This is a genomic window from Burkholderia sp. M6-3 (genome assembly GCF_050858985.1).
Lineage (GTDB): Bacteria > Pseudomonadota > Gammaproteobacteria > Burkholderiales > Burkholderiaceae > Paraburkholderia > Paraburkholderia caledonica.
Genome location: NZ_CP110091.1, coordinates 1,884,002 through 1,896,148, shown reverse-complemented (window position 1 = coordinate 1,896,148; position 12,147 = coordinate 1,884,002). Strand labels below are relative to the sequence as shown.

Annotated in this window: 11 protein-coding genes; all 11 read left to right on the top strand. The window is 61.7% G+C overall.

The features are described from left to right. The first annotated feature begins 34 nt into the window (after positions 1–34). The 11 genes from OH764_RS25880 to OH764_RS25830 all read left to right on the top strand — a co-directional run bounded on the left by OH764_RS25880 (position 35) and on the right by OH764_RS25830 (position 12,094). Positions 35–394: a VOC family protein gene (locus tag OH764_RS25880; RefSeq protein WP_498849026.1), complete on the top strand. Its 360-nt coding sequence runs from the start codon at positions 35–37 to the stop codon at positions 392–394. A 26-nt stretch (positions 395–420) separates the two neighbouring features. After that, positions 421–1,479 carry an LLM class flavin-dependent oxidoreductase gene (locus tag OH764_RS25875; RefSeq protein WP_498849025.1) on the top strand — a complete coding sequence of 353 codons (1,059 nt, stop codon included), beginning with the start codon at positions 421–423 and terminating at the stop codon, positions 1,477–1,479. A gap of 2 nt (positions 1,480–1,481) precedes the next feature. Beyond that, complete coding sequence (locus OH764_RS25870; protein WP_498849024.1) at positions 1,482–2,600, top strand: flavin reductase; 1,119 nt, start codon at positions 1,482–1,484, stop codon at positions 2,598–2,600. Between the two features lie 4 nt (positions 2,601–2,604). Then, positions 2,605–3,483, top strand: coding sequence for an alpha/beta fold hydrolase (locus tag OH764_RS25865; RefSeq protein ID WP_498849023.1), 879 nt, complete (start codon positions 2,605–2,607; stop codon positions 3,481–3,483). A 58-nt stretch (positions 3,484–3,541) separates the two neighbouring features. Beyond that, positions 3,542–4,867, top strand: a complete 1,326-nt coding sequence (locus OH764_RS25860; RefSeq protein WP_498849022.1) for an MFS transporter — start codon at positions 3,542–3,544, stop codon at positions 4,865–4,867. 96 nt (positions 4,868–4,963) lie between these two features. Next, positions 4,964–6,160 carry a porin gene (locus OH764_RS25855; protein ID WP_498849021.1) on the top strand — a complete coding sequence of 399 codons (1,197 nt, stop codon included), beginning with the start codon at positions 4,964–4,966 and terminating at the stop codon, positions 6,158–6,160. A 35-nt stretch (positions 6,161–6,195) separates the two neighbouring features. Beyond that, positions 6,196–7,635 (top strand): MmgE/PrpD family protein, encoded by a 1,440-nt coding sequence (locus tag OH764_RS25850; RefSeq protein ID WP_498849020.1) that lies wholly within the window; start codon positions 6,196–6,198, stop codon positions 7,633–7,635. A 30-nt stretch (positions 7,636–7,665) separates the two neighbouring features. Continuing rightward, positions 7,666–8,835 carry a CaiB/BaiF CoA transferase family protein gene (locus OH764_RS25845; protein WP_498849019.1) on the top strand — a complete coding sequence of 390 codons (1,170 nt, stop codon included), beginning with the start codon at positions 7,666–7,668 and terminating at the stop codon, positions 8,833–8,835. Continuing rightward, positions 8,832–9,683, top strand: a complete 852-nt coding sequence (locus OH764_RS25840) for an HTD2 family dehydratase (protein WP_498849018.1) — start codon at positions 8,832–8,834, stop codon at positions 9,681–9,683. Before OH764_RS25845 ends, OH764_RS25840 begins: the two co-directional genes overlap by 4 nt. A 60-nt stretch (positions 9,684–9,743) precedes the next feature. Continuing rightward, positions 9,744–11,126 (top strand): MFS transporter, encoded by a 1,383-nt coding sequence (locus tag OH764_RS25835; protein WP_498849017.1) that lies wholly within the window; start codon positions 9,744–9,746, stop codon positions 11,124–11,126. After that, on the top strand, positions 11,123–12,094 hold the full coding sequence (locus OH764_RS25830) for a ketopantoate reductase family protein (RefSeq protein ID WP_498849016.1): 972 nt from the start codon (positions 11,123–11,125) through the stop codon (positions 12,092–12,094). The genes OH764_RS25835 and OH764_RS25830 overlap by 4 nt, the downstream gene beginning before the upstream one ends. Positions 12,095–12,147 lie beyond the last annotated feature (53 nt).

The following is a 12,147-nucleotide window of genomic DNA, read 5'->3' as shown; positions in this document are numbered from 1 at the left end:
ACAACGCTGAGTTTTCCAAACAGGAGCAGCAGGCATGGCAATCCAGAAAATCCAGAGCGTCTACACGGTAGTGCGGGACATGGATAAGGCGCAGGCGTTTTACGAGCGCGCCTTGGGGCTGACGTTGAAGTTTCGCGACCAGTCCAGGTGGTCGCAGTTCGGCGTCGGCGGCTCGAATTTCGCGCTGAGCTCGGCGGAAGAGGCGGCGCAAGGCGCGACGGGCACCGTCGTGGTGTTCGAGGCAGATAGCCTCGAAGGCGTTCGTCAGAGCGTCGAAGCCGCGGGCGGCAAGTTCGTTTCTGAGCGCGATATGGGATCGCACGGAAGGGTGCAGGTTTTTCTCGATGTCGAAAACCAGATCTTTCAGGTTTTTTCGCGTCAGCCGTCCGCCTGATCGGCAGACATCACTAAGGAATCCTCATGAAATTCGGTATTTTCGATCAAAACGACAGGAGCGGCCGTCCGCTCGCCCGGCAGTATCAAGAACGTCTGCAGCTTGCAGAACTGTTCGACGCCAACGGCTTCTACTGTTATCACACGAGCGAGCACCACGCGACACCGCTCAGCACGACGCCGTCGCAGAACGTGTTGATGTCGGCTATCGCGCAGCGCACCCGCAACTTGCGGCTCTGCCCACTGGTTTATCTGCTGCCGATCCATCATCCGGTGCGACTCGCGGAAGAAATCTGCATGCTCGATCATCTTAGCGAGGGCCGGTTCCAGTTCGGTATTGGCCGCGGCGCCTCTCCTCATGAGCTCGCGGCAATGGGTATCGACGCCGCGAATGCCGGGAAGATGTACGCGGAATCATTCGACGTCATCGAACGATTCTTCACTTCTGACAGGCTCAATTTCCAAGGCCAGTTCTGGCAATTCGACGACGTTCCGGTTGAGATGAAGCCGCTGCAATCTCCGCATCCGCCGATGTGGTACGCCCTCGCGTCACCAGATTCGACGGTGTGGCCCGCGCAGCGCGGCATCAACATCGTATGCGGCGGGCCTGTAGACCGGATCCGCGCAGTGACAGACCGTTATCGCGAAGAGTGGAGCAAGACGCACGACGCTCAGGACGAGTTGCCGCTGATCGGCGTGAACCGCTACATCGTCGTTGCCGACACGGACGAGGCCGCCCTCGATATTGGTCGCAAAGCATGGCCGACTTTCTTCAGCAACTTCATCAGGCTGTGGCGAAAGCACGGTACCGAACCGGTCAACGCGAAGCTGCCGCCCGACTTCGAATCGCTTCTCGCGAGCCGTCACGCTGTGGTGGGCTCGCCGGAAACCGTCGCGAAGGAGCTCGCCAGCCAGATCGTCGATGGCGGGCTGAACTACCTCATCGGCAGCTACGTATTCGGCGACATGCCGCACAGCGACGTCGTGAAATCGGTCGAGCTGTTCTCCAGCCACGTGATGCCTCATCTGAAAGACCTGGACCGAGCAGCTTTTCATCCTGTCCTCGACGAAACACAGCGGGTGTGACCATGAGCGATACGAGCCGGTTTGATGCGAAGGAACTGCGCCAGGTGCTCGGCTCCTTTGTGACGGGTGTCACGGTGGTCACGACAGCCGATGCTGCGGGCAAACGCTATGGCGTGACGGCGAATTCGTTCAGCTCTGTATCGCTCGATCCGCCGTTGGTGCTGTGGAGTCAGGCGACGAAATCGCCGAGCCATCCTGTCTTTCTCGAAGCGCCGCGCTTTGCGATCAACATTCTTGCCGAAGACCAGGTCGAGCTGTCGAATCGCTTCGCGTCATCGGGCATCGACAAGTTTGCAAACATGGAGACGGACAACGGCGAGGGCGGAGTGGCGCTGCTGCGAGACTGCTGCGCATGGCTTGAATGCAAGGTGGTGTCGCGACTGCCGGGCGGCGATCACGTGATTTTTGTCGGAGAAATCGAGGCTTTCCGCCGCACCGGCCGCAAACCTCTGGTATTCGGCGGAGGTCAATACCTCGTTGCCGATCCACATGATTTCGGCAAGCCGCCGCCCGGTATCTCGACGACAGTGCAGTCGCAGTTGCACGCAATGCGGCTCGGCTCGCGCGCCATGGCCCGGATCGCGAAAGACTTCGACCAGACGCTCGCACTCGCGGTGTGGGGCAATCATGGGCCGACAATCGTCGCGTGGGAGCCGTCGTCGCAACCGGTCAGCCCGCAATTGCCGGTCGGGCTCACGCTTCCCGTGATGTCTACGGCGACGGGCGTAGCGCTCGCCGCCTATCTGCCGGCGGAAGCGACCAACCGGTTCGTCGGTGCCGAACTGATCGCGGCCTCCGCAGGCGACGTCGACTGGCCAGCAACGCCGCAGGCGTGGGCGGCCGAACTGGAAAGCGTGCGCGTGCACGGACTCGCGCGGCGTACGCCCGGAGCGTTCTACGGGGCTCACACGATCATTCACGCTCTGAGCGCGCCGGTTCTCGACGCGAACGGTTCTGCGGTACTCGCGATAACGGCGGTGGGAGAGGCGTCGAGTTTCGCATCCGAGTTCGACAGTCCGTTCGCGAAAGCACTGCGGTCGACCGCCTCCGATCTGTCGCGACGGCTCGGCTATGTCGCGCAGACGGCATCGGCGGCGCCTGCGCACCCGGTCGAGGTTTAACGCAATGGCGAACCTGTCTTCTGCCGATCTAGCGTTGCTCGAGGCCGATCTTCCGCCGGCGATGCGAATCGAGGTGGACTCCGAATGTTATTCGACGGGACGCGGCTATGTCGAACTGCGCGCAAGCGGGCCGGCTCACGCTCCGGTGATCGTGTGCCTGCATGGCATCGGCTCGAGCTCAGCAGGCCACCGCGCCCAACTCGCGGGCCTCTCCCAGCGGTTTCGCGTGGTTGCGTGGAATGCCCCGGGCTTCGGTGCGAGTACGCCGCTCGCAATGGGGGAGCCCCACGTCGATGATTACGCTGAACTGCTTCTAGGCGTGCTCGACCGGTTGCATTGCGCACGCATGGCCGTGCTGGTCGGCAGCTCGTGGGGCAGCGTAATTGCGATGGCGTTCGCCGCCCGTCACCCCGAGCGGCTCGAGCGGCTCGTCCTGTCTGCACCCAATACGGCGCGCGGCCGGTTGGCGGGCGCGGTAAGAGAAGAAACGCTCACACGCATGCTGGAGTCGGGCAGTACGCCAGACGAGGCATCACGAGAGGCAGTTGTCGCTCGCCTTCTGCCAGCGGATGCACCTCCGCAGGTGCGAAAGCGGGTGGCGGTTCTTCGCGATGCAGTCACGCCCGGCGGTTGGGGCCAGGCGGTACGGATGCTGTTTTCCGTGCATACGCCGTCCATAGTCGGCCAGATTCAATGTCCGATCGATCTGCTTGCCGGTGCGCGCGACACGCTGGCTCCAGTTCACCTGCATGCGCTGCCGTTGCGCGAAGCGGCGCCGTGGAGCCGACTCCATGTGTTCGAGGACTGCGCACACATGCTCAAGCTCGAAGCGCCCCTGCGCTTCAACTCCATCGCAGCAGGGACGAATTCGATGGACGACTGACAACGTCCAGCAACCCGACATCAGGATTGTCAGCAAGACAACGTCAATGGAGACGGATGTGCATACCGATTCGACCGCGCCGACCCGCGCTCACTGGTGGATGGCAGCGATGCTTTGCATCGTGAATGCGGTCGCCTTTATCGACCGCACGGCATTGCCTTTACTGATCCAGCCGATGAAGCGGCACCTCGGCATTAGCGACACGCAAATCAGTCTACTGATCGGCGCTGCGTTCATCGCGACATACACCCTCGGTGGGTTGGTGATCGGTGTGCTTGTCGACCGGGTGTCGCGACGTGCCATTCTCTCGGCAGGCATCGGATTCTGGGGACTTGCAACGCTGTTCTGCGGAACGGCGTCGACTTTCGCTTCACCGTTTGTCGGGCGTTGCGGCGTGGGATTTGGCGAATCGGCCTGCGGTCCGGCAAGCATGTCATTGATCCGCGATACGTTTGCGCCGCGCTATCGCGGCCGCGCCATCGCCATCTGGGCAATGGGCGCGAGCCTTGGCGCAGGCAGTGCACTGATCGCGGGCGGCACCATCCTGTATTTAATCGGAGACACCGGCTCAATCGCACTGCCGGTTCTCGGCATCGTGCAAAGCTGGCAGCTGGTGCTCATCGCATGCGGAGGCCTGTCGCTGCCCGTCGCTCTACTGGTGTGGACGTTCCGCGAGCCGGTGCGCGATCTGCGCTCCTACGGTAGGCGCGACTCGACAGAGTCGGGGTTCGCCACGTTGCATAAACGCTGGCCCGTGTTCCTGCCGCTGTTCGTGGCGAACGCGGCGACCATCATGCTGTGGACGAGCTACACGACCTGGCTGCCTGCGCTGTTGGGGCGCACATGGCATGCGTCGGGCGGACAGGTGGGCTTCACGTTCGGTCTCATCATTCTGGTAATGAGCACGTCCAGTCAGTTTGGCGCGGGACTGCTCGTCGATCTCGTGCGCAAACGCTTCGGGGTCGCAGCGATTCCCCTACTGGGTGCAACGCTTTGCGCGGCAGCGTCGATTCCCGCGTACCTGACTCCTCACGCGTCTTCGCTCGCCGCTGCGTGGTGGTTTGCCGCGATGCTCATATTCGGCGTCTCCGGCCTTTTCACAATCGGCACGGCGCTCGTCGTCCATCTCTCTCCGGCGGCACAAGTGGGCAAGATCAGCGGACTGCACTTTTCCTGGGTCGGGGTGATGGGATCCGCCGTGGCGCCAACCCTCATTGCTCTGTGTGCCGATCGCTTCTTCGCTGGTGTCCCGCAGGCGCTCGGTAACGCACTTGCTAGTGCGAGCAGCGTGTTCTGTGCGGTGGGCGTGATCTGTCTGCTCGGCGTGTCGAGAGGCCTGCAGCGAGAAACCACGGATAAAGCCGAGCTGCTCCGTACCGGCTGAGAGGGACATTGCGCGGCCGCTGTAGCGCTGTCAGTCAGTTGGACCGTGGCGAATTCAAAACAAAAACACCTTGGAGACATGATGAGGAAGAAACTGATGGCGACCGCTGCCCTTGGAATGTTTGCGGCCGCCGGTCATGCGGAGTCGGGCGTGACGATATATGGAATGTTCGATGCGGGGCTGCGCTACGTTCGCGAGGCGAACGCGGCCGGCCAGAGTTCGCTGAGCATGGGGTCCAACGGCACGTCCACGCCAAACCGGCTCGGCTTCAAGGGCATCGAGGAACTCGGCGGCGGAATGAGCGCGCACTTCAACCTTGAAACCGGCTGGAATTCCGGTACCGGTGCGCTCGAATCGACCACCGGCTCACCGATTACCGGCACCAGGGCGCTCTTCCAGCGGCTCGCGATCGTCGGTCTTACGCAGGATCGCTGGGGCACAATCGATTTCGGCCAGAACTACAGCGTCGGCTGGCGTACGAGCTACGACTACGATCCGTTCAATTATCGCTATCCGACCATCGATCCGGTGAGTGCTGTCGTGCCAGGCAGCAGCGTTTCTCAGGCAACCGCAGGCGTGCGTTTCCATAACGATGTCCAGTACACAGGTGTGTTCGGCCCGATAACCGTGCGCGCCGAACATGCCTTTGGCAACGTTGCCGGCGCCGCAACGTCCAATGCGGCGACGGCGGGGTCTCTCGCATACAAATCCGGCCCACTCGTCGTTGCAGGCTCATATACCACCCGCAAGATCGCGACAACGGGCGGCGTCTTTACCGGCGCGCCTGCAGTCGCCGGGCCGCCCGCCGTGGCCGGAGAGCCTGCGGTCAATGCGAATACGCCTACCTACTCGGACCGCTCCTGGTCTGCGGGTGCCGCCTATTCGTTCGGACCGGTAAGGGTATCCGGCGGCTACAACGACGAACGCCTCAAAGGTGCGCTCAACAACGTCGTCGCAGGACTACCGCTCACTCCGGCGCAAGGGGATACGCGTGTACGGGTCGGATGGTTCGGCGCAAACTGGAACGTATCTCCGTTCGTCAATCTGGCCGGCGGCTGGTTTCGCACACTAGTCGACACGCCGGTTGCCAAGGCCGCCGGCGCAGCCTCAGGGACCAGCGGCAAAAAAGATCTGCTGATGTTCGCGGCGACGTATTCCCTGTCGAAGAGCACCTACCTGTATAGCGAAATCGACAGAACCACGCTTTCCGGAAACCAGGTGATCGGCTATGGCACGAAGACTACGCAGCGTCATCCGCTAGGCGTCTCAGCGGGGCTCGTGGTTGCATTCTAAACGGCTGCACGGCGAACAATTTTGAAGGAACACTTATGACTGATGTGTTGAGAGGGCTCTCGCGCTTCGCCGCCGAGGCCGCATTCGGCGATCTGCCGGAACCGATAGTGCACGAAGCGAAGCGCGTACTGCTCGATTCGATTGGCTGTGCGCTCGCGTCGATATCGTCGGAGAAGGGCAGGCTTTGCATTGCCTTATCGCAGCGACTCGGCGGTCCGCCCGAGGCGTCTGTCATCGGCGTGTCGGGCAAAGTGTCCTGTAGCAACGCGGTGCTTGCGAACGGCGAGTTAATCAACGCAATGGATTACGACGCTCTGGTCATTCCGGGCGGCCATGTCTCGCCCTACGTCGTTCCTCCTGCGCTGGCGATTGCCGAGGAGCGCAACGCGACGGGCAAAGATCTGATTCTTGCCACTGTGTTGTCGCACGAAGTGGCGATGCGCATCACTCGAGGTATGTCCCCGATGATCCAGGTCTTCGCTGAAGGGCCGGGAGCGCACCGCTACGAATGGACGACACCGTACGGCGGTTCACGGTTCAACGTCGGCGCGGCAGCCGGTGTGGGCCGGCTACTGGGACTCGACACCGAGCGGATGGTGCACGCGCTCGGTCTCGCCGGGCATCACACGCAGGTGCCGACGCATGCCAAGCTGTCCTACAGCGTGCCTACCTCAATGGTTAAGTACGGCACGCCCGGATGGCAGGGCACGGGTGCCATTGTCGCGTGCTATCTCGCCGAGATGGGGTATCTCGGCGACGAGACGCTGTTCGACGGCGCGAGCGGTCTGTGGCGTTTCACCGGCAGCGACACGTGGATGCCGGACAGGGTACTGGCGGGCATCCAGGAAGAGTGGCTTTTCGCCGAGCAGCAATACAAGCCTTATCCATGCTGTCGTGTGCTGCACGCGAGCCTCGACATGTTTTATCGCATGGTGGAGCAGTATCGGTTCAAGCCTGAGGACATCCAGAGCATCAACGTATTCGGGCCGCAGTACTGCGAAAAGCCGCATCTGCAAAACCGAGTGATCCGCAGTGCAATCGACGCCCAGTTCAGCGCCGCGTACAACTTCGCGGTCGCCGCGCACGGCGTTACGATCGGCCCCGAGTGGCAAGACGAAGACACGATGCGCGACGCAAAGATTCTCGCGTTCATGGACAAGGTGACGTGCAGCGTTCACCCCGACTACGTGCGCCGGCCGCTGCAAGACCGCTTGATGAGCCTCGGTCGCATCGAGGTGACCGCTAGCGGCCGTACTTACACCGACGAGACCACGTTCGCCTATGGCACACCGCGCCCTGGGTTCGAGATGGACGATGCCGCGCTGGTCGGCAAATTCAGGCACAACGCGCAACGCGTGCTGACGCCGGCGCAGATCGATGCCGCTGTCGACGCACTGATGGATCTGACGAACGTGCGCGCGATTTCCGACTTGATGCAGCACATCGTCCCGTCGCACGGCAGCGACGCTACCTGACTGACAAAATTCAAGGCAAGGAGAGATCACATGTCCGCTTCCGCGGAAAAGCAAATAAGTTCGAAGCCACTGGAAGGACTTCTGGTGGTCTCCATAGAGCAGGCGTTGGCGGCGCCTTTGTGTACGGGCCGCCTGGCTGAGATGGGAGCGCGAGTCATCAAGATCGAGCGATCGGAGGGCGATTTTGCGCGCGGCTACGATGACGCGGCGAACGGCGAGTCTTCGTACTTCGTCTGGACCAATCGCGGCAAGGAGTCGCTGGTGCTCGATTTCAAACAACCGGAAGATGCGGCATTGCTCACCCGCATCGTTTCGCAAGCGGACGTCTTCGTCCAGAACCTGGCGCCGGGTGCCCTTGCACGCGCCGGCTTCGACAGTGCAACGCTGCGCAGAAACAACCCGCGGCTCATCACATGCGACATCACTGGCTACGGTGAAGGTGGCGCAAGCGGGCTCAAGGCCTACGACATGCTCGTGCAGTGTGAGAGCGGATTGGTGTCGATCACCGGGACGCCCGAGGGATATGGACGAATTGGCGTGTCGATCTGCGATATTGGCGCGGGAATGAATGCGACGATCGCGGTCCTTTCGGCATTGGCGTTGCGTGAGCGAACGGGTGCCGGCACGGGCGTCGCAGTGTCGCTCTTCGATGGCGCTGCCGACTGGATGACGATTCCGTATCTTCATGAGTTGTACGGGAAAGGTGCGCCGACCCGGCAAGGCGTGCGGCATCCTTCGATTGCGCCCTATGGCGCATACACGACGCGCGATGGTCGCGACATCGTGATCAGCATTCAGAACGATCGCGAGTGGCAACAGTTCTGCGCGGTCTTCCTGCGCAAGCCCGACATTGCAATCGACGAGCGCTTTGCTACCAACAACGCGCGTGTTCGACACGGCGTGGCGCTCGACAAGCTGATCACCGAGTCATTCAAGCTGCTCGGCACGCGCGAAGCGCTGCATCGGCTCTCCGAAGCCAACACGGCATTCGGACAGGTGCGCTCGGTTGCCGAGATGGCGGAACACCCGGCTCTTCGCACGTGGCCGATGCAGGTCGGCGACCGCGAACTCGAACTCATCGCGCCGGCCGTGCGCGCGCCGTGGGACGAACAGCGGTTCATGCCCGCACCGCGGCTGGATCAGCAGGGCGCCGCGTTGCGCAGAGAGTTCAGGGAGCTGGCTATAGGAGAACCGTCATGAGTCGTGTGGATGTCGCGCATCTTAAGCAATGGGTGGGCAAAGAAACTTCCGACGTCGATACTCTTTCGGTTCGTCACGCACACCTGATGGCTGCCACGCTGGGCTTCGATCCCTCTGTACTGAGCGAGGGCGCGCCGCTGCCGCCCCTGTGGCACTGGATCTATTTTCTAAACGGCTCTCCGCCGTCAGAGCTGGGTCGCGATGGTCATCCGTCGCGCGGTGGCTTCCTGCCGCCCGTGCCGCTGCCGAATCGCATGTGGGCCGGCGGCAGTATCGAGTTTGTGTCGCCGTTGCCGTTGGGGGCGAGCGTCGAGAAGCGCTCACGGATTGTGTCTGTCGAACACAAGCAGGGCCGCAGCGGCGAACTGGTGTTCGTCACCGTACGGCATGAATTGCTGCACGAAGGCCGAACCGCAATCAGCGAGCATCACGATATTGTGTACAAAGAACCGACGCCGCAGGGTCCACGGCCGCCTCCGCCGACCGGACCGACCATGCCCACCGCACAGCACAGCAGGCCTTTCGAGCCTACGTCGACCACCTTGTTTCGCTATTCGGCGCTGACGTTCAATGGCCATCGTATTCACTACGACGCCGACTACTGCCGCGAGGTGGAAGGCTACGACAATCTCGTGATTCACGGTCCACTACACGCAACGCTTTTGGCGATGTACGCGGAGGAGATCGCAAGCAAACCGCTGAGAACGTTCCGCTACCGCGGCATGCAGCCGAGCCTGCTCGGCGCCGCGCTCACGATCAACGCGCACGCGTCCGGCAGTGATGCAACGCTCTGGAGCGCACTGCCGGACGGCAGCGTATCCATGCAGGCCGATGCGACGTTCATCTGACTTATGTGGCGCGCGCCTTTGCGGCACCGCGCCGGGAAATCCAATCGAGGAGACATTGCCATGATTCAGCCGACAGCCGCGACACTCTCGCCGGCGGCTAAACGTTCCATGTTCGGTGGCGCGTTCATGATGTTCATCGACACGTTCGATATCTATCTTCCGGCATTCATCCTGCCGGCAATCATCGGCTACTTCATACCGAAATCGTTGCCCGAGTCGATGCAGGTCACAGTCAGCACGGTGATTTTCACCGCCACGCTGCTAGGCCGCCCGCTGGGTGGTCTGATTTTCGGGCATCTAAGCGACAAGTACGGACGAAAAAAGGTCGCCATGCTGGTTTCGGCGGGGTTTACATTCGTGACCTTCGTGCTGTCGATCATGCCTGGTTATGCGCAGTGGGGCTATGTGTCGGTCGTGCTTTTCATTCTCCTGCGCTTCCTCGACGGCATTTTTCTGGGCGGAGGCTATGCTTCTGCGCTGCCGCTCGCGCTCGAACGTTCGCCCATTCACATGCGCGGGCTCGTCGGCGGGTTGATGGCTGCGTCGGCGGTTTTTTCGGTAATCGCCATTAACGCCATTCAATTCGTTCTGCTCCATTTCATCTCGAGAGACGAGTACACCGCGTGGGGATGGCGTCTGCCCTTTCTCACCGGGGTGCTGCTCGGAGTCGTCTATCTGTTTTATTACGCGAAGGTGCCGGAACTCGAATTCAAGGGCCTGCATGGCACGCGCGCCAAAAAGCAGCCGCTCGGCGAGCTTTTGAGCAATCGCGCGCATTTGCGCAAGGCAGGCATCCTCTTTCTGATGATGACCGGCTACTGGTTCAGCAACCAGATGGCGCTCTCGCTGCTGCCTTCGCTGATGATGGGTTATCTGCACGTGCCAGCTTCGATCTTTACTAAATGGGCGATCGTAGCCAACCTGGCAGTAATGATCGCGGTTGTCGTGTTCGGTGTCTTGAGCCAGAGAATAGGGCGGCGGCGAATGTTGATGATTTTCGGGGTCGCGATCACGCTGTCGCCGTTCCTATATCACATGATCGTCGGCTATGGCAAAAGCGCGCACAACGCGATCGGCATGGGAGTTGCGATATCCGCGTTGATGATCGTCGCAAGCGGCTCGCTCGGCGTCGTCATCACGTATCTTAACGAGTGCTTTCCGACGCGGATGCGCTCCACCGGCTATTCACTTGCTTACTACCTGAGCGTGATCGTGCCGAGCCTCTATAGCTTCTGGCTGCTCGGCCTGCAGAAGTTCATGCCGTACGAGTACACACCGCTGGTGCTCGAATGCGTCGGCGGATTGCTGTTCCTGATCAGCGCATGGGCCGGCCCTGAGACGCGCGATGTGGACCTGCTCGCCATCGCGGAAGGGCGTGCCGAGAACCACGAGGAGGCTCAGCGCGAATCGCTTAAGCGTATCCCGGGAGAAGCCGCGCGATGAAGGTATGTGTCTATGGAGCCGGAGCGATTGGCAGTCTGATCGCCGGGCGTCTCGCGAGTGTTCCTGGAGTCGACGTCAGCGTCATTGCGCGTGGAGTGCAACTGGATGCAATCAGCCGGCGCGGCATACGCATTGTCGGTACTGCGGGCGAATTCACCGCACCTGTTCGGGCAACGGACAAGCCGGCGTCGCTCGATGTGCAGGACTACGTTTTCCTGGCGTTGAAGCAGCATCAACTACTTGACGTGGTGGATTGTATCGAGCCGCTTATCGGCACTCACACAGCGGTCATTCCTCCGACCACCGGCATTCCGTACTGGTACTTCTACGGGCAACCGGGTGCTCATGCCGATCGCCGTATTGAACGTCTTGATCCCGGTGGCACGCTATGGAACTCGATCCCGCCGCGACGGGTGCTTGGTTGCGTTTTTCGCGTTGCGGCACAAGTCGTCGCTCCGGGCGTCGTCCATCAGGACGGCAGTTATGCGAAGCTGCCCTTGGGCGAACCCGACGGCTCCATATCGCCGCGCGCGCTGCGACTCTCCGAGGCGATGTGCGCGGCCGGCTTTGAATCGCCCGTAGTCGGCAATATCCGCAGCTGGCTCTGGATCAAGATGATCAGCAGTCTGTGCTGGAATCCGGTAGCGGCGTTGACGCTCGCGACATGGGGCGAACTGGCTGCGAGCCAAGGGGTCGTGGACGTCGTGCGCCGCATGATGCAGGAAGCCGATGCCGTCGCGTGCGCACTGGGCGGGCCGCCACCGATCCCGGTAGAAGAGCGTCTTGCGGCGGCCCGCTCTGCGCCCGATCATAAGATGTCAATGCTGCAGGACCTCGAGCGAGGACGTCCGCTCGAATATCAGGCGCTAACCGATTCGATCGAGGCGATGCGCGACATAGCGGGAGTCGGCACACCTACCATCGACAGTGTGCTGGCGCTTTTGCGGTTGCGGGCCGCCAGACGCTGAATGTGTGCAGACAGGCGAACCGACGACTGTGCACACGGACCATAAGGAATGAC

Bases quoted from the DNA above. Each gene is read 5' to 3' on its own strand.
- OH764_RS25880 (WP_498849026.1), top strand. From the start codon at position 35: ATGGCAATCCAGAAAATCCAGAGCGTCTACACGGTAGTGCGGGACATG.
- OH764_RS25875 (WP_498849025.1), top strand. From the start codon at position 421: ATGAAATTCGGTATTTTCGATCAAAACGACAGGAGCGGCCGTCCGCTC.
- OH764_RS25870 (WP_498849024.1), top strand. From the start codon at position 1,482: ATGAGCGATACGAGCCGGTTTGATGCGAAGGAACTGCGCCAGGTGCTC.
- OH764_RS25865 (WP_498849023.1), top strand. From the start codon at position 2,605: ATGGCGAACCTGTCTTCTGCCGATCTAGCGTTGCTCGAGGCCGATCTT.
- OH764_RS25855 (WP_498849021.1), top strand. From the start codon at position 4,964: ATGGCGACCGCTGCCCTTGGAATGTTTGCGGCCGCCGGTCATGCGGAG.
- OH764_RS25850 (WP_498849020.1), top strand. From the start codon at position 6,196: ATGACTGATGTGTTGAGAGGGCTCTCGCGCTTCGCCGCCGAGGCCGCA.
- OH764_RS25845 (WP_498849019.1), top strand. From the start codon at position 7,666: ATGTCCGCTTCCGCGGAAAAGCAAATAAGTTCGAAGCCACTGGAAGGA.
- OH764_RS25840 (WP_498849018.1), top strand. From the start codon at position 8,832: ATGAGTCGTGTGGATGTCGCGCATCTTAAGCAATGGGTGGGCAAAGAA.
- OH764_RS25835 (WP_498849017.1), top strand. From the start codon at position 9,744: ATGATTCAGCCGACAGCCGCGACACTCTCGCCGGCGGCTAAACGTTCC.
- OH764_RS25830 (WP_498849016.1), top strand. From the start codon at position 11,123: ATGAAGGTATGTGTCTATGGAGCCGGAGCGATTGGCAGTCTGATCGCC.